Annotated in this window: 17 protein-coding genes and 1 pseudogene; 7 read left to right on the top strand and 11 right to left on the bottom strand. The window is 67.5% G+C overall.

Annotated features, from left to right (window positions below):
- Positions 1–637 precede the first annotated feature (637 nt).
- Together B085_RS0119575 and B085_RS0119580 are read left to right on the top strand one after the other, a co-directional pair.
- A complete protein-coding gene (locus B085_RS0119575; RefSeq protein ID WP_158689773.1) occupies positions 638–979 on the top strand; it encodes a DUF6233 domain-containing protein in 342 nt (113 codons plus the stop codon).
- 215 nt (positions 980–1194) lie between these two features.
- A complete protein-coding gene (locus B085_RS0119580; protein ID WP_026251223.1) occupies positions 1195–1641 on the top strand; it encodes a hypothetical protein in 447 nt (148 codons plus the stop codon).
- Between the two features lie 281 nt (positions 1642–1922).
- Here B085_RS0119580 and B085_RS47135 read toward each other — a convergent pair whose 3' ends face one another.
- Positions 1923–3932 (bottom strand): SpoIIE family protein phosphatase, encoded by a 2010-nt coding sequence (locus tag B085_RS47135; protein ID WP_078619973.1) that lies wholly within the window; start codon positions 3930–3932, stop codon positions 1923–1925.
- A 198-nt stretch (positions 3933–4130) separates the two neighbouring features.
- Positions 4131–5600: a dihydrolipoyl dehydrogenase family protein gene (locus tag B085_RS0119590; protein WP_018560277.1), complete on the bottom strand. Its 1470-nt coding sequence runs from the start codon at positions 5598–5600 to the stop codon at positions 4131–4133.
- A gap of 412 nt (positions 5601–6012) precedes the next feature.
- Between B085_RS0119590 and B085_RS49385 the strand changes: the two genes are divergently transcribed.
- From B085_RS49385 to B085_RS0119615, 5 genes are all read left to right on the top strand, one after another.
- Positions 6013–6180 carry a hypothetical protein gene (locus tag B085_RS49385; RefSeq protein WP_158689775.1) on the top strand — a complete coding sequence of 56 codons (168 nt, stop codon included), beginning with the start codon at positions 6013–6015 and terminating at the stop codon, positions 6178–6180.
- A 173-nt stretch (positions 6181–6353) separates the two neighbouring features.
- Positions 6354–6815, top strand: coding sequence for a peptide-methionine (R)-S-oxide reductase MsrB (msrB, locus tag B085_RS0119595; protein ID WP_018560278.1), 462 nt, complete (start codon positions 6354–6356; stop codon positions 6813–6815).
- 280 nt (positions 6816–7095) lie between these two features.
- Positions 7096–7425 carry a hypothetical protein gene (locus tag B085_RS0119605; RefSeq protein ID WP_018560280.1) on the top strand — a complete coding sequence of 110 codons (330 nt, stop codon included), beginning with the start codon at positions 7096–7098 and terminating at the stop codon, positions 7423–7425.
- Between the two features lie 385 nt (positions 7426–7810).
- A complete protein-coding gene (locus B085_RS0119610; protein ID WP_018560281.1) occupies positions 7811–8299 on the top strand; it encodes a carboxymuconolactone decarboxylase family protein in 489 nt (162 codons plus the stop codon).
- 264 nt (positions 8300–8563) lie between these two features.
- The gene (locus B085_RS0119615) at positions 8564–8869 is read left to right on the top strand and encodes a DUF427 domain-containing protein (RefSeq protein WP_026251226.1); all 306 of its coding nucleotides are present in this window, start codon (positions 8564–8566) and stop codon (positions 8867–8869) included.
- Positions 8870–9567: 698 nt separating this feature from the next.
- Here the strand turns inward: B085_RS0119615 and B085_RS0119620 are convergent.
- The 9 genes and pseudogenes from B085_RS0119620 to B085_RS0119655 all read right to left on the bottom strand — a co-directional run bounded on the left by B085_RS0119620 (position 9568) and on the right by B085_RS0119655 (position 16862).
- Complete coding sequence (locus B085_RS0119620; protein ID WP_018560283.1) at positions 9568–10152, bottom strand: RNA polymerase sigma factor; 585 nt, start codon at positions 10150–10152, stop codon at positions 9568–9570.
- Positions 10153–10864: 712 nt separating this feature from the next.
- Positions 10865–11251 (bottom strand): IS5/IS1182 family transposase, encoded by a 387-nt coding sequence (locus tag B085_RS51950; RefSeq protein ID WP_018560284.1) that lies wholly within the window; start codon positions 11249–11251, stop codon positions 10865–10867.
- Positions 11252–11286: 35 nt separating this feature from the next.
- On the bottom strand, positions 11287–11751 hold the full coding sequence (locus tag B085_RS0119630) for a DUF5709 domain-containing protein (RefSeq protein ID WP_018560285.1): 465 nt from the start codon (positions 11749–11751) through the stop codon (positions 11287–11289).
- A 104-nt stretch (positions 11752–11855) separates the two neighbouring features.
- A complete protein-coding gene (locus B085_RS0119635; RefSeq protein ID WP_018560286.1) occupies positions 11856–12191 on the bottom strand; it encodes a GntR family transcriptional regulator in 336 nt (111 codons plus the stop codon).
- Positions 12192–12256: 65 nt separating this feature from the next.
- Positions 12257–12316 (bottom strand): annotated as a pseudogene (locus tag B085_RS51955) (BBE domain-containing protein); the annotation flags it as partial.
- A gap of 6 nt (positions 12317–12322) precedes the next feature.
- The gene (locus B085_RS0119640; protein ID WP_026251227.1) at positions 12323–13072 is read right to left on the bottom strand and encodes a ferredoxin reductase; all 750 of its coding nucleotides are present in this window, start codon (positions 13070–13072) and stop codon (positions 12323–12325) included.
- Positions 13042–13641 carry a molybdopterin-dependent oxidoreductase gene (locus B085_RS0119645; protein WP_026251228.1) on the bottom strand — a complete coding sequence of 200 codons (600 nt, stop codon included), beginning with the start codon at positions 13639–13641 and terminating at the stop codon, positions 13042–13044. Before B085_RS0119645 ends, B085_RS0119640 begins: the two co-directional genes overlap by 31 nt.
- 168 nt (positions 13642–13809) lie before the next feature.
- Positions 13810–14583 carry an SDR family NAD(P)-dependent oxidoreductase gene (locus tag B085_RS0119650; RefSeq protein WP_018560289.1) on the bottom strand — a complete coding sequence of 258 codons (774 nt, stop codon included), beginning with the start codon at positions 14581–14583 and terminating at the stop codon, positions 13810–13812.
- A 359-nt stretch (positions 14584–14942) separates the two neighbouring features.
- A complete protein-coding gene (locus B085_RS0119655) occupies positions 14943–16862 on the bottom strand; it encodes an AfsR/SARP family transcriptional regulator (RefSeq protein ID WP_018560290.1) in 1920 nt (639 codons plus the stop codon).
- Positions 16863–17344: the final 482 nt, after the last annotated feature.

Here is a 17344-nt window from a genome sequence, read left to right on the forward strand (position 1 = left end):
CCCGAGACAGCCATGCCGGCTGACGGGCGACGGCGGCCGACGCGGCTCCGGCAGGTGCCGCTCGCTGAGCAGCCGGCGGCGGCCACGGCGCCGTCCAGGCCGCCGAGCGAAACATGGGCCGATGCCGAAGAAGCCCGCCCATGACCTGACGCACGGCTACGATCACGACCGCCTGGACGTAGATCCAACCTCCCCGCCCGACGACCCGCCGACGGGCTCCGATGGCTCGCCCTGAGCGACACAGGGCCCCACGCTGCCCCCGGGCCCTCAGGCATGTCCGTCAGTCCGACGCGCGCCGGGATTGCGGTCTCACGTCGACCGCCCTCCACCCATCTCACGTCACGCGGGGCCGCCCACCACTCCCATGCCCGCCTCGTGCCAGCTCGCCCGTATGACGTCCGTCGGTCTGTCCCCAGCCGCCTGGGCCACCGGTCAGCCCGGAACCCGGCGTCGGCCTCGCCCGCGCCGACCACTGGGGGATCCATGTCGGCGAATGGGATCCGGCCCTCCACACGGTCCGATCTGCGTGCCCGAGCCGTGGCGGTGCCGACCCTATTCAGCGCTGCCGCGCGAGAAGCCGCGGGGCGCTCTCTCGCCCCGCTGGCCCGGGGCTCGGCATCACCGTAAAGTCGATCATGTGGGTGATCTGCCTCCGGATCTGGATCGGCTACAGGTGATCCGCCTCTACCTGCAGCTGCAGCTCGACGCTGTCGACGCCAAGATCCGCGAGAGTGAGGAGCAGAAGGCCAAGGGTGGCGCCCTTGGGTCACCGAAGCCACCGAAGCCGGAACCCTTCGGTGACAGCGATATCGGCTTCCGCATCCAACACGTGCTCAGAGGCGGAACCCTGGGCGCTGTGGTGCACCGCGACGACTGCCCGGACGCAGCCGGCGGCCGGATCAGCCGGCACGAGGTGGAAATCGCCCTACGTATGCCTGAGGTGACGATGTGCCCTCGATGTCACCCCGGCTCTGACTGACGGCCCTGTGGAGTCGTAGTGATCACTGCGGCAGGTCCTGCGATTCCTGTGGCCCCTGTCCGCGTTCTTGTCCGGCCTGACGGCCGGGCCGCCCGACGTCATCCTTTGCACACGACTCCAGCGACCCGATCACCCTCTGCGACCGACCCGCCGGGGACGCGCCCCAGCGGGTGACAGAGGGTACGCCGGACCCTCGGTGTGGCATATCGACAAGGGTGAGCAAAGAACCTCAGCAGCCGCCGGACGCCGCCCACCGGCGCCCGGCGGGGGTGAGCGATGAGACGGTCGAGGCTCTGGGATCCCTTTCCAAGGCCCTGGAGACCACCGAGCGCGCCCGCGGTCACCTGTACGCCTTCCACCAACTGACGGGAACGGCCGACCTCGAACTCGACCGCACCGTCCGACTGCTGCGGGAAGCCGGTCACGCGTCACATGCCGACGCCGTCGAACGGGAGATCCTGGGACGCAACGTCATTCCGGGGCACTGGACCTTCGAGATCATCGAGGCGTACAACCGCACGTACTACCGGCCCTTCGCAGACCTGGAACGCGAGCTGATCGACGAGCTCGCCGAGGGCCGGGACCATCTCTACGAAGCCGAACTCAAAGAGGCCCGCCACACCCCTGTGCAGCCCGATCAGACCTCCAGCGAACGCCCCTGAACGCGCGCTTGGTCATCTGCTTGCAAGATGCCACCCTCACCGGCCGCAGCAGGCCGCTCGCGCGGGCCAAGTCGACGCGTTGCCCTCAATCGGCCGGACGGAAGATCCGCCGACAGTGCGGCAATTGCCATGAGCTCGGTGGCCGGCCTGCAGCGGAGCGTAGGCATAGGCCCGAAAACCGTCCCTCCCCTCTGGCGTACCTCGGCAACAGCGGGGTCCTTGCCGTGAGAGAGTCGGGGCTCTTCTCTTTGCGCTACAAGGGAGCGGAGCCGCAGATGCCGTCACGCGCGCCGGATGATCAGCACAGCCGCGTCGTCGATGTGGTCTACCGCAACCATGGTGTCGAGGATTCGATCAGCGGTCTCCTCGGTGTTCAACCCATCGTGGGCGGCTTGCGCCGCAACCGTCGCGACTCGCTCCAGCCCAGCTTCCAAGGGCAAACTCGGGCCTTCGACCAAGCCGTCGGTAACCATGATCAGCGCGGCGTTCTTGTCCAGGCTGAAAGTTCCCCCGCGGTAGTCTGCGTCGGCTAGGACTCCGAGCACCGGACCGCCCGGCAATTCACGGATCCTGTGCCGGCCGTCGTCCCATACGTACAGCAACGGCACATGGCCTGCGCTGGAGCCTGTGACCCGTCCGTCGCATGGGTCGATATACAACATGGTGCAGCTGGCGAATCGCGCCGCGTCCATCGTGACGAGCAGGTCGTTCGTGCGCGTCAGCACGGTTGCCGGGTCGGGTTCGCAGGCGGCGATGGCACGCATGGAGGCACGCACCTGTCCCATGGCCGCGGCGGCGTTCACGTCGTGCCCCTGGGCGTCGCCGATCTCGAAGGCGATCGCGCCGTCGGACACGACGAAGGCGTCGTACCAGTCTCCGCCTATATCCAGCCCGTCCCGGCTCGGTCGGTAACGGGCGGTGGCCTCCAGGCCCGGGAGGTGCTTCGGCAGCGTGGGAAGCATGGACTCTTGGAGTGCCATGGCCAACTCGACTCGTACCTCTCGAGACCTGACGCGCTTCAGTGCCTGGCCCGCAAGGTCGGCCAGAGTGCTCATGAGGGCTCGCTCATCCGGGGACGAGTGGTGCTCGCCGTCGTAGGTCACCGCCCAACCCCCGAGCGGCTGACCGGCGACCGGGCTGAGGGAGGCGATCGAGACGGCGCAGCCGGATTCGAGCTGGTCGAAGTACGGCACCATGGCCCCGCGCGGCCAGCGGCGTATGTACTCCTCCTGGTTGCGCATGAACTGTGGCTTGCCCGTTCGTATCGCATAGGGCAGTGGGCTCGGATCGTCCAGCGACACGCCGTGCACGGCGGCCACCAGCCTCGGGATCCCGGCATCGGAGGAGACGCAGAGGCGGCCTTCGGCAACGAGCGCCAGTGCGGCGCCGGTGCCGCCAAAGGTCGCCGCAAGGCGTGTCAGGAGGACCTGCTGTACCTCTTGCTCTGTGGCCGCAGTGATCAAGGCGGAGGAAAAGGCCGCTATCTCGGCGGCTCGCTGCCGCGCAGCACTCAGCGCGACCAACGCCTTGCGTCGGCGCGCTTCCCGCTTGGTATCGTCGCGGATCACCCCGAAGACCCGCAGAGGGCCGCCATACCCCAACTGGACTCGACGGGCCTGGCAAGCCAGAAGGTGCCAGCCGTCACCCTCGGTGAAGAACCTCAACGTGATCCAGGGGGACCGGGTGGCGGTCGAACGCACGAGCCGCCGTAGAGCCCCCCGGTCATCAGGGTGGACTCGCCGAACCACGCTGGACCACGGTACTGAGGCCTCCGGGAACAACATTGCCAAGGCGGGTGCGCCACCCAGCCACTCCAGTTGGTGCTCCTGGGGTGAATACATGCACACACCGAGGTTGGCGGCCTTGGCCGCCAACCGGAACGGAATCACAAGACCGCCCAGGTCGTTCCCCGCGTTCAACGAGTGCACCCACAGCAGTTGCTCGCCGTCGCCCTCAGGATCCCTCGTCAGTCGCGCCTCCACCAGGCAGACCAGCCGTCCAGCACCCGGTCCCGGAAACTCCAGCACCCGCATCACGACCGTCATCGTCGTGGCAGCGTGGGCCACGAGGCTTTCGACCGCAGTCCGCTGGCTCTCGGGCAACAGATCGGCCAAGTTGCGACCCACGCACTGGTCCGCCGGCCTGTCCAGCACCTTTGTCATGGCCGCGTTGAGGCTGTGGACGGCACCGCCCAAGGTCAAGAGAGCCGAGGGGGTAGCCCTTCGGAGAAGATGGTCCGAGGCGTCCATCAGTGACTCCCTGACGCATAGTGAAACCGCTTCTTCAACCATATTCGCGCATATTGCTCCATGATCTCAGCAAAGCGATTCCTCGACCGCGAACGTCGAGCGGTGACGGGAGCGCGGCGCCACCGTGCCGCTCTCGGCGGGGGACCGCGGCCGACAACTCGCAGCGACGGCACCCGAGGCTGTCGAGTTGTGTCCCCGCCGCTGGGCCCGTCACGCACAGTGAACGCAGCCAGTCATCGTTCAAGCCGACACCTTCTTCTGATCGCGCTGGTAGGCGGCGAGGAGAAAGAGCCAGATCTCGCTGATGGTGGGAAAGGGGGCTATCGCGTGCCTGAGTCGTTTGAGCGGGATCTCGCCGGCGACCGCGATGGTCGCCGAGTGCAGTAGCTCGCTGACGCCGGGGCCGACGAAGGTGGCTCCGAGGAGGACTTCCCGGTCGAGGTCGACGACAAGCCTGGCGTGGCCCTGGTATCCGTCGGCGTAAAGCTTGGCGCCCTGGGCGACGTTGAAGTCGAGGTCGACAGTCTTGATGCGGTACCCGAAGCGCTCCGCCCGCTCGGTGCTCAGGCCCACCGTGGCCGCTTCGGGGTCGCTGAAGAACATCTGGGGTACGGCGTGCTCGTCGGCGGTGGTGGCGTGGTCCCCCCAGGGCGTGTCGTCCAGCGGACGACCCGCGGCACGGGCACCGATCGCGTCGCCGGCGGTCCGGGCCTGGTATTTGCCCTGATGAGTGAGCAAGGCACGATGGTTGACGTCTCCCAGGGCGTAGAGCCAGTCGCCGTCGACTCCCTGCACCAGACAGGTGGTGTCCACATCGAGCCAGGACCCGGGGGTGAGGCCGACCGTGTCCAGGCCGATGTCGTCGGTAACGGGTGTGCGGCCGGTGGCACACAACACCTCGTCGGCCTCCAGCTCGCCGCCGTCATCGAGGGTGAGGGTGACCGGACCCTCCGGGTCCGGACGGCGCAGGGCGGTCACCTGGACGCCGATCCGCACATCCGCGCCCGCCTCTCTCAATCCCTGAGCGACCAGTTCACCGGCGAAGGGTTCCATGCGGGGAATCAACCGGCGCCGGACCAGCAGCGTGACCTGGGAGCCGAGGCCCTGCCAGAGAGTCGCCATCTCGATGCCGACTCCGCCGCCGCCGATGACGGCGAGGCGAGTGGGCACGCTGCTGGATTCGGTGGCCTGCCGGTTCGTCCAGGGACGGGCCTCGGCGAGGCCCGGGATGTCGGGCAACGCCGGCCGGCTGCCGGTGGCGATGGCCACCGCATGCCGGGCTGTAAGGATCTGCCGGGCACCGTCGTCGCGGGTGACGCTGATTCGTCGGGGCCCGTCGAGACGGCCGTGGCCACGGTGGAGGTCGGCTCCGATGGACTTGAGGAACAGAGTCTGTCTGGTGTCGTCCCAGTCGTGGACAGAGCGGTTGCGACGGGCGAAGACGCCGTCGGCGTCGACCTGACCGGTCACGGCCTGCCGGGCACCGTCCACGCGCCGGGCGTCGGCGATCGCGATGACCGGCCGCAGCAGCGCCTTACTGGGCACGCACGCCCAGTACGCGCAGTCACCACCGACGAGTTCCCGTTCCACCACCGCTACGGAGAGACCGGCGGCACGGGCGCGGTCGGCGACGTTCGCACCGGTCGGGCCTGCGCCCAGCACGACCACGTCATAACGGGCACGCGCCTGGGTTTCGTGCGATTCGCCCATGTTCTGCCTCGCATTCCTGGGTTGTCCGACGACGGTCGAGGCGGCGGTGATACAGCCCGTCGAACCCGGTCGGTCAGGCCTGGTCGGGTGTCGATCGGGCGTGTGCGTGCGGGGTGAGGAGCGGCCATTCGGTGTCGGTACCAGAGAGGACACCGACGGTAGTTCTGACAGTGTTCAATGCCGGATTGCCTGCGAACTCGCCGGTCTCGGCATCGGTGACGCCGACGCCCATGGTCCGGGCCGCCTCACCTGCGTCTCGCCGACATGCCGCGGAGGATACGGGCCGAGGCAAGCAATGCGGCTGTACGGCGGACTCTGCGTGGCGGGCAGTTCCGCTGCACCCAGCGTGGTGACGCCCGCCCCTGCGTAGGCGTGGACGGACAGGCAGTACGTGCAATTGTTGTCCTCTGCGGTGGCGATCGCCAGCGTGGCGCTGCACGAGGTGCCGACGACGGTGATCATTCGCGATAGGTCAGCCAACAAGTCGTCGGGACCCAGCGTCACCGTGCACGTCACGTCCGACCAGGCCGTCGCCGGCCGAGCGATGGAGGCAGGTCGGGCAACCCTTTCTCGTCTCTGAGGGAAGGCAGCCGGGCTCGAGTCCGCCGGCCGATTCTGGGGTCTGCCCGTGCACCACAACCCGGCCGGGCCCTCGCTCGCGATCCCTGCACCGCTGCGAGACGGTAAGAGTCCGGGCGATGCATGACGCGAATAGGAGAGAAAGAACACTCCAGCACCGTCTGGGAGGTAGGCATGCCGGAGTACAGCAAGAACGCACAGCGCATCTCACAGCTCACCGACCTGCAATACCGTGTGACCCAGCAAGACGAGACGGAGCCCTCGTTCTCCAACGCCTACTGGGACAATGGGGCACCCGGTATCTACGTGGACGTCGTGTCCGGGGAGCCCCTCTTCGCCTCGGTCGACAAGTACGACAGCAAGACTGGATGGCCCAGCTTCACGAGGCCTCTGGAGGCAGGCCACGTCGTCGAGAGGCCCGACACCGCCCACGGCATGCTCCGTGTCGAAGTGCGGTCGACTCAAGGCGACAGCCACCTCGGGCACCTGTTCCCGGACGGGCCTCGCGACCGTGGAGGACTGCGGTACTGCATCAACTCCGCTTCTCTACGCTTCATCCCCCTGGAGGATCTGAGGCAGGAGGGCTACGGCCAGTACCTGAGCCTCTTCGCAACGACGGGAGAGGACGCCGCCTAGAACCGATGGCCGACAACCAGGGCGGGGCCCCGGAGCCTCAACGGCACGGCGTGCCCGTCCTGGGGGCTCGGGACCCTTAGGGCCCCAGAGGAGACCGTTACGGCAGTACGGAAAGCGCTCATGTGCTGCAGCTCAAGAGGTCGGATCACCTCCAAGGAGCGAAGCCGGCCAAGCCGATCCCTCCCCTCCGATGAGGTCATCTTCCGCCGCACTGAGCCAGAAAACGCCCGCCGGACCGCACGAGCAACGGCACCGTCGGGCCTGAGAGAAGGACCTCACAGTGACCAGCACTATCGACAGCCTGCACCCGGAAGACGGCACGATCGTGCCGCCCGACCAGATTCCCACCGCTGTCACCGCAGGCCGCCTGGCCTACGGTGATGGCACGAGCCAGACCTTTCGATCCGACGGAAGCACCTCCTACTTCGAGGCGGGACGTCAGACGCAGGGCACCTGGTCCGACGACGAGAATGGCCGCTTCTGTTCGTTCTGGCCGCCCTCCTATCAAGCATCCTATGATCTGCGATGGGTGGTGGAAGGCGGAGCAGTTGTCGGCCTCCGATTCGCCGACCTGAAGAGCGGTGCCGGCTTCGACGGCCGTTTCCAGTAGCGTATTCGCGAGCCGGGCAAGCCCGAAAAAACAGGTGACCGACCAGCCTTTTCGCGACCATCTGCGGGACTGTGATCGGCATCAGAAGAGTGGTGGAAGGCATTCTTGGCGCCCCGACGATGACAGCACGCCGTCCCCAGCAACGGCCACGGACTACTCGGTCGACACCTACGGGACCGTCATCGTTGAACTCCACCGTCGGCAGCGGGCGGTGGAGGCCAAGAAGTTCCTGTTCACGACAGACAATGCGGCACCCCGCCGAGCTCGCGGGCTTCAGATATGCGACACATACGCCGCTCCAACACCCCCGCGATCAGGGCACTGCTGAGCAGAAATCCCCGCTAAGCATAGTTGAGGTTTCGCGCCAAATAGAATCGGACATACGATGAGCGATACAATATACACCAACCAACGGTTCGATCCCGACCTGACGTCGTTTCACTCCCTTGCCGGGGAGATGGCGAAATCCTTCGGATACAAGGCCGAGCTCACCATAGACGGTCAACTCGCGCAATTGATCAGGTTGCGTGTCGCACAGCTTACGCCCTGTTCCTACTGCCTGATCCTGCATACGAGAACGGCATTCGAAAAGGGAATCAACCCGGACAAGGTCGCGCATCTCGCAAGCTGGCGTCAGAGCGGGATGTTCCACGCTTCCGAACGGGCCGCGCTGGCGTACTGTGAAGGGCTGACAGACTACGATCTGAACACGTTTCCGGCCCTGCACGAAGAGCTGACCAACCACTTCAACGAAACCGAGATCGCGGAACTCGCCGCCGTCATCATCAACATGAATGTTTGGACGCGACTGAAGCTCGCCCAAGGCGCCACACCTCACGCCGTAACCGAGGACGCGGATCCGGAATCCAGCTGAACGCAAGTGTCATTTCAACATTTCGTGACGGACAGTCGGTTGTGCTGCCGGGGGCTGTGGCAAGCTTTGAAGCGGAGTCCGACCGACGCTAACCTCTGGCCGAATGTGAACTGGTTGTGACTTCACAACGTGACGTCCGACCGAAGCTCGGTGTCTCACCCGGCTTGAAGAGCCATCACGCACGGGATGAGTGCCTCGAGCCTGACTCGGGCGGACATGAGGGCAAATCTGGCCAAGCAAAGGGATCGATGAGGGGAAAGAATGATGAAGGCAGTAGTTGGGGAGACCGTCGTGGCCGAGGCCGCGAGCGAGACGGTAATCAGCATCGAGGGAAATACCTACTTTCCGCCGGATTCAGTTGCGGCCGGCGCGCTCCGCGAGAGCTCAACCCCATACACCTGCCCGTGGAAGGGGCGGGCGCAATATCACGACGTTTTGGTCGGTGCGATGACGCTTAGGGACGCCGCTTGGTCTTATCCGGACATCAAGGAGTCGGCGGCGACCCGTGTCGGTCACGACTTCAGCGGTTACGTCGCCTTCGATGTACGCCAGGTGCGGATCGAGATCTGACAGCACACCGATAGCGCTGGACGATGGTGGGTGCCGTCGTGCGGGTCTCTCTGAGCCCGTATGGCGCGGCGCGGGCCGATCAAGGAGAGGAGTCCGTATGGACGCGTGGTGGCGTGACCGGCTTCATGTGCCCAGGCGGACGGCCACTCCATCTCCGTCGGGACGAAGCCCGACGCATGGATCCGAACGATGACGTCGTTGATCGCTGCGAGCGGTTCAGGCCGCTCCGTCAGCTTCATTCCGGCCGTTCCCGCGGCCTGGTCGGTGACCACAATGGCTTTCATGGAAATAGCTCTTCCGGATAGGTGTGCGGAATTCCACCTACCGGGTGGGTTTTCGAGCGAAGGTAAACAAAGTTACTACGTGTCGAAGTGCGAGACCGGGGGCGCGGCGGCAGAGAGCCGGAAGCAACGTTTCACTATGATATGCGTGGACGACCGCGTCAGCTGCTGAAGGGTTTCCTGGGCATGGTCTTGCGGGGGTGGAAGTGCTTACTCAGCCTATCGAAATTCATGTCGATCTGCCTTCTTCCTCCGGCTGGGCAAGACGATGGCGCTGGGTCCTTCGGGGAAGGTGACTTCCCGGCGACGCAGTCTGTCTATTCCACCGGGGTGGACGACTCAGATCCCGGGTTGCGCGCGACGCCCGTCACTCAGCTTCCTGGCCCGCGCTGCTGGAGCGACGTCGCTGGTGCGCATTCAGCCCGCAACGCCGAGGTGTCCGCCAGCCATCAGCCGAGCCCGCAGTTTCCTACGGGCGTCGAACATCGTCTTGTAGAGCGTGTTGCGGTTCGTCTTCAGCTCACTGGCCAGCGTTTCCAGCGGAACCCCGTTGATGACGGCGGTGAAGACCCGCCGCTGGCGGGCGGTCAGTGCTGTCGCGACCGCGTCGCGCGTGGCTTCGACCAGCTCTCTCGCCTGCCAGTGACCTGCCGGGTCGATACCGGAGCGGTCGGGCACTTGCGCCAATTCGTCAAAGTCGAGTCGGGTGTGTGAAACACGCCAGAAGTGGCGGTCCAGGGCATTGGAAACTTCGAGCACGACGAATCGAAATGCCCATGTAGTGAACCTGGCGTCGCCTCGAAATCTCTGAATTTTTTCCGTGATTTTCATCAGCGCGTCGGCTGCCGCCTGGTAGGCGAGATCGTTCAGCTCGGGCCCGCCAATTCGGTATCGGGGCCCTCGGCGGAACATTTCATTGATGGCGATCCGCACCAGCATATCGTGAAGCCGCGCGCAGGCCTGTTCGTACTGCGGGCCGCGACGGCCCTCGATCGCGTTCACCCACGCGGCGGATTCCGGGTCGAGTTGCCCTCGGCTCGTGGCGAGTCCTGCTGCCGGTGCACTACCGCTGGTTCCGGCTTGTGCGTCCGGAGTAGCGCGGCACGACTTTTCAATGCCTGCACGGTGCATGGTTCTCAGTCCCCAGGTCCTCTTGTGCGGACAAGCCAATCACGTGACCATCTACGGGCCGTCTACGCGAAATCTCTGTTTTCTCTCTCGTCATGCCTGCATCTTCACGACGGGGTTGCGGCGTACGTCGACGAGCGACTCGTGCGCAGCGTGGGACGCGTTCTTCCCGTACTGCCGAGACCGGCTACAGCCGTGGAGGCCTTCGACCGTTAGCGGGCGGTCCGCTGTATGCAGGGGCGTGTGCGGCGGCAGTCGCCATCCGAGTTGCCGCCGCTCCCTCCGGATGCATGACATCGCGGCGCCCACGTTGTCCCCTCGGTTCCGCGATCTCGCGGTCAAAGAGACCCTCGGGGATGGTGTGGGCGATGCCTACTCGCTCACGCAGCCACGTGTGGATGGTCCGGGATCTATAGCCCTTGTCGCTGCATGCGAGAGCAGAATCGGAGCCGATCTGATCCGATCCGGGGCACGCGGATGGTCTGCATGACGGCGGTGAGCTGGGTGCAGTCGCTGGTGTTGCCGCTCGTGATCGTGCAGCCGAGCGGGCGGCCCAGGCCATGGCAAGGGAGGTGGAATTCGCTGTTCAGGCTGCCCCCGTACCGTTCGAGTCTCGGGCTCCGGCGGCCTGCTGGTGAGCTGGCGCGATGGTGGAGTCGCCCGACGCCATCCAGTCGACGGCACCGGCAACGTCCGCCGTCGCCTGGAGAGCCCTCAGCATCCGATCGACGGTGCCGTCGGCCGCCCAGCGGCGGAACCGCGTGTGCAAGGTGGCCCAGGACCCGCATCGCCCGGGCGCTTCCCGCCAGCCGGGCCCGGTACGGAACTTCCATACGATCCCGTTAAAGACCATCCCGTCGTCCAGCCGCTTCCGCCGCGACTCGGCAGCGGGCAGCGGCGGCCGCACGAACTCCGGCTCGGCATCGGACAGTTTATGGCGACACATGACCCAGCCCTGAGCGCTACTGGGCATGATCGTTCGACGACGCGCTCCAGCTGCACCGACAGTCACTCCAGAGCCCCTCGGGTGTCGGGCACCACGTGGACGGCCGCCTCCTCGGCGGAGGCGGCACCGTCGTCGATGCCCACATCCCGCGCCCAGTAGTCGTCGCCGTCGTATCCCGCATCGAGAACGCCCGTGTCCCAGCCGACGAGACGTCCCGCGCGCTCGTCGCCGACCTGGTCGTCGATGAGCTCTCCGTCCGTGCCGATCGTGTCGCCCAGCCCGTCACCCTCGTCCGACGCGCTGACTTCCGGCACCTCGCGCCTGAGTCGATGCGCGAGGTCCTCGTGAGAGGCGCCCTCCCGCGCGGTGACGCCCCAGTCGTTGACGGCGAGGGGCCTGTCGGCGGGTGAATAGCCCCGGTCCAGGACGTCCTCGCCCAGCTCGTCCTCGTCGTACTCCTCCTGCGAACGCAAGGGGTTCGATGCGGCCAGGTCCTCGTAGGACGGGAGATTGTCCGGTGATGTCATTGCGGCCTCCATGCCGTCGGAGCCCCGTGACGGCTCAGTGCCGGCGCCTCGGTGACGGCGCGGCGGCAGAAGGCCATTCAAGCGGCCCGGTATCGACGCGGCGTCTATCCGGCATGGTCACCCGTGCGGCAGTCGGTGTCGGGGCTGCTTGGACTCAGGTTGTGGCAGGGGCGCTGGATCGATCGGCGGCCGGGCGCGAGGATCGGCCGCGTGATCATCCTGGCTGCCGCGAGTGCGCCCGAGCCTCTGCGGCTGGTAAGCCATCCCTCGGCGACCAGGTCGACACAGGCGTCGGTCACGGTGTTGCGGGTACGGCCGAGGTCGGTGGCGAGCTGGCGGGAGGAGGGCACCGTGTCCCCCGGCGAGGTGACCGGCGCGACAGCCTTCCGCAGGGCTTCGCCCAGTGCGCGGCGCGAATGCGGTGCCACAGCGCCGCCCATGCGGTGTGTCCGCCGTACCCCAGGGGGCGGACAGATGAGTCCGGCCGCGGGGCGCAGTCCCTCCGTCAGCCGGGCAGGATTGGGTGGTTCACCCGGAACATGTTGGTCGGGTCGTATGTCTTCTTGCCGTCTCAGCCTCCACCGAAGCGCTCGGTGCGTACGCGCTCAGGTGCATGCCCCAGGAGCACCAGGTAGGCGGCCGTCTTCTCGACGAACGCGGTGGGCCCGCAGACATAGCAGGTCGGCTCGAACTCGGGGGGCCAGCCGCCGCGGACCAAGTCCTCTGGGGTGATGCGCCCCGGCGGGCGTGGTGAGTCCTTCGGGGCCTCTCTGCTGTAGAGGTACGTCGTATCCAGCCCCGGCGCCCCCTGGTGGAGCTCCGAGCGGTACAGCAGGTCCGACGGGGTCCGCGCCGCATACAGCAGCCGGAAAGGGATCCGGCTGCCGGCCGCCTCCCGCGCGCGGATCATGCACATGAGAGGCACGATTCCTGATCCGCCCGCCACCAGCAGAACCGGCTCCGTCTGCTGCTGCCTCCAGATGAACCAGCCGCCGACAGGCCCGCGCAACTCCAGCCGGTCCCCGGGCACGAGCTCGTCCACGAGGTAGGGCGACACTTCCCCGCCGGGTGTGCGCTGGACCGTCAGCTCGAGGATCCGGCCGTCGGGGGCCGAGGCGATCGAGTAGCTGCGCTGGGTGCTGTAGCCGTCCTCCGCGGTCAGCCTGACGTCCACATGCTGGCCGGCCAGGTGCCCGGGCCAGCCCGGCAGATCCAGTGTCAGGCTGACCGCCGTCGCCGACTCCACGCGCCGGCCCGTCACCTCGGCGGTCCGCCACCGGAGCCGGTCGCCTAGTCTCCCTGGTACCGCTGCTCTCGCCATGGGTCTCCGTAGTTGTGGTACCCGGCGCTCTCCCAGAAGCCGGGCACGTCGCTTCTCCGCAGCTGGATCTCGCGGACCCACTTGGCGGACTTCCACAGGTACAGGTGCGGGACCAGCAGCCGGGCGGGGCCACCGTGTTCGGGGGACAGGTCCCCGCCTCCGTAGCCGTAGACGATCCACGCCTTGCCGTCGACCAGATCGGCGCAGGGAATGTTCGTGGTGTAGCCGCCGTACGAGGTGACGAGAACGTGCTCCGCGGTCGTCTCCACGTCCGCGAGCAGAACGTCCAGCGACACGCCTCGCCATTCGGTGCCGAATCTCGACCACTTCGTCACGCAGTGCAGATCGACGGTCGGGGACTCTGCCGGCAGTGCCATCAGGCCTGCCCAGTCCCACACGTGCTGCGCCCCGGCCTCCGTGGTCACGGACAGCTTCCAATCGTCCTGCCGGATGCGGGGAGTGGGCCCGGCGGACAGCACCGGGAAGCCAGTCGTCTCGTACTGCCCGGGTGGCAGCTTCGTGCCGGCCGACGGCCTTCTGCCGTGAAAGCCGCGCGATATCAACGCCATGCTCGTCGCCGTCCTTGTTCGTCCAGCGGGGCCCTTGCGGGCCCCTTGGGTACGTCGCTTCTCAGGTGGCCTGCCACACGGGCTCGTTGGTGCGCGGGCAGCCTTCGTCGACGCATGTTGGCCGCTCCGCCCGGGGTGACCGCCCCGGGCGGGGCGTGAGAGATACGTCTAGTAGCGGCCTGCCATGACTCCGCCGTCGACGTTGAGGATGGCGCCTGTGGTCCAGCTCGAGGCCGACGAAAGCAGGAAGACGATCGCGGAGGCCACGTCCTGCGGGGTGCCGACCCGGGCGAGCGGGTGCAGGCCGCTCAGCTGCTCCATCGCATCGTCCAACTGGTCCGCGGGAAAGACCTTCTCGAACAGGGGCGTCCTGGTGACGGCGGGAGCCACGGCGTTCACACGGATGCCCTCGCTGGCGAGCTCGATGGCCAGGTTGTGTGTAAGGGCGTGCAGCCCGGCCTTGGCCATCGAATAGGCCGATGACGGTGTCACGGCGATGGCCTGGTGCGCCCACATGCTCCCCACGTTCACGATGGCGCCGCCCTGGCCGCCGGCGACCATGCCCCGAACGATGGTCTGAGTCAGGAAGAACGTCGCCCTGTTGAGGTCGTGGTAGGAGTCGTAGTCCGCCACCTCGTAGTCGAGGAACAGCTTGGGCAGGAAGAAACCCGCCGAGTTGACGAGGAGGGTGGCGTCGGGGTGGTCCTCCGCCAACTGCTTCTGTGCCTCTACGACCTGGTCCCGGTCCGCCAGGTCGGCCTCGATCGACCATGCGCTGCCGGAGCGCGACAGGCCTGCGACGGCGTCGTCGAGCTTCCGGCCCGGGCGGCCGACGATCACCGCGCTGCCACCCGCCGCGATCACGTCCTCGGCGGCCTTGAGGCCCATGCCGCTGGCGCCGCCGATCACGACGAGCTTCTTACCTTCGAAGTCCGTGGCCATACGAATCACTCTCCACTGAACGGCGAACACAACTTGCCTGTGTGCTTGCCTGTGTGCACTCGAGCCTGCCACCGCAGGATCTACAGCGGCTCTACGAGGCATCTACGGCCCCGATCGCAGCGGCCCCGCGGTCCGGCAACGGGAGCTGCGCAGACTCGTCCTGCTTGCCACCTCTGGTCTTCCGCCAACTACCGCGCGGAAACTGCGTAGATCCGCTGTACGGTCTGATGCAACCAATGCAGCGCCCCCTCCGAGCCCAGGACGCCGCCGCACACACGCGCGCACGCCGCCTGCCGGGCAGCGCATGACGGCGCCGCCCGATAGGGCACGCGCCCGCTTCGGGAACCGCCCGGTCTCGGCTACCGGCCGTGCCGTCGTCTCAGCAGGGTGCCCCCTGTGACAACAGCATCGATGCCGGCCCCCGCTCGCGCCGCGAACGGGCCGGCCGCCCGGTCGAATAACCCTCGCCCCGCCTTCTCCACCGCGTACGCGGCCACAAGCCGGTTCCAGCTGTACCGACCCGGGCCGACCTCCGAGACGAGGTGCGCTCGGGTCAGGCGCGACAAGACCTGGCGGACCCGGCCCTCGGGCCGTCCAGCCAGGTTCGCGATCTGCGATGCCGCGAACACAGGGTCCGGACAGGCGCTCAGGTCGCGGAAAAGCGCGGCTGTCTCCGTGTCGAGCAGGCGGTACGAGCGGGTGATGGACTCGCGGACGTCGAGCGCCCGGTCCTCCTCGCTCGCGAAGGCGTCCAGGATGCTGCGCTCCGGCGCCTCGTACTCGTCGGCCAGGCCCGCCAGACGCAGCTGCGGCCGATACGCCGCGCGGGCGGCGACGTTGGCCAGCGCCAGAGGCAGCTGCCCGGCCAGCCGGATGATGCGGTCGACGGCCTCTGGTTCAGCCGCCGTCCTCGCCGCGCCGAGCCGGCGTTCGAGGAGGGTGCGTGCGTCGCTCAGGCTCAGGGGCCCGAGTGTCAGGGGAAGCGCCTGGTACGCGGCGACGAGCGCGTGCAGCTGCATGCGGCTGGTGACAAGGGCCATGGAGCCGGCGCTTCCGGGGAGGAGATGCTTCAGCTGGTCCGTGCTCCATACGTTGTCGAGGACCACGAGCACTCGCCGGTCGGCCAGCAAGCCGCGGAACATGAGCCCTCGTGCCTGCGCTGTCTCGGGCATGTCCTCGAGCCGGACCCCCAAGGACCGCAGGAAGCCCTCCAGCACGTGCGCGGGGTCCCGCGGCTCGGCCTCCGGTCCGGCTCCCTGCAGGTCCGCGAAGAGCTGGCCGTCGGGGAAGCGGTCGGCCAGGCGATGGGCGGCGGTGACGGCGAAAGCTGTCTTTCCCACTCCGGCCAGTCCGCCGACCGTGCAGATGGCCACGGAGGAAGACGCCTCCGCAGCGGTGAACAAGCGTTCGACCTGTTCCTGCTCGCTCTCGCGACCGACGAGGCTCGGCAGGGCGGCTGGGAGCTGAGCCGGCACGTGAAGCCGAGGCGTCCGTGGCGCGCCCTTCGAGTGCTCGGCGCTCGGTGGCAGCTGAAATCGGCCCGAGAGGATGCGCTCGTGGACCTGCTGCAGATCCTGCGACGGGCTGACGCCGAGGCTCTGACGCAGCAGGTGACTGGTCGCGTGGTAGATCGTCAAGGCCTCGGACTGCCGCCCGGCACCGTAGAGCGCGGTCATCAGCAGGCCGCATATGCGCTCCCGAAGTGGATGCTCCACATGCAGGGCGGACAGTTCTGTGACGGCCTCGATGTAGTGCCCTCTGTCCACGTCGCAGGCGAGCCGCTCCTCCGCACAGGCGAGGCGCAGCTCTCCGAGGACGCCGCGCCGCTGCTCCGCGAACGGCCCGGGGACCCCCGCGAGGGGCACTCCTTTCCACATCTCGAGGCTCTCCGTCAGCAGGCTCGCCGCGGACGCCAGGTCGCCGGTGCCTCGGGCCTCCCTGGCCCTCGCCGTCTTCTCCTTGAACCTGTTCAGGTCCAGGGCGTCCGGTCGGATGCGCAGCAGGTAGCCCCCGTCGACCAGGCTCACGGAGCTGTCGCTGTGCTCCCCCAGTGCCTGCCTGATCCGGTAGACGTACGTGCGCACGGAGCCCACCGCCGACGGTGGGGCGTCTTCGCCCCACACGTCCTCCACCAGCCTCGAGAGGCTTACGGGCCTGCCCGCCCGGAACAGCAGCGAAGCGAGCACGGCGCACTGCCTCGGCTGGCCGGCCCCGGCCTCGACCCCCTCTTTGTACAGCCGGACCGGGCCGAGCACTGAGAACTCGACGCCTGCGTGCATAGTGCCTACCGCCCTGGAGATCCTTGTGCGACTTCGCTGCTCGGCTGTCCGCCTGGGACCGCCCACCAAAGATACCGCAGATCGGGCCGATTTTTGGGACCAAACAGTCCCCTCTTGGGGTGAGAGGACGCACCTCCCTCACAGGTGGGAACCCCTTCGATGAAGGGTGGCAACCTCGGACATGTGGACGAAAGCGTCTTCTCGTCCCGCACACTCCGCCTCGCTGCCTCCGCCCGTCCGGAGGGCGGTGATGTCCGGTGGGGCGGAGACCACGGCGAAACCGCCTGCGGGGACGGCAACGGGACATCTCGGCGCCGCCTCGCGCCGGAACGGCTCAACGTCCCCGGCACCGACCTCGGGCGGAGTGACGCCGTCGGCGGGCGCGGCACAGGCCTTGCGCCGACCACTCCGGCGAGCACCGCCCCACGGCGTGAATCCCCAGGTCGTCCCCGACCACAGGGCCGGGTCCCGCGGCTCTCCCC

Origin of the sequence: Streptomyces sp. BoleA5 (assembly GCF_000373665.1) — a bacterium.
GTDB lineage: Bacteria > Actinomycetota > Actinomycetes > Streptomycetales > Streptomycetaceae > Actinacidiphila.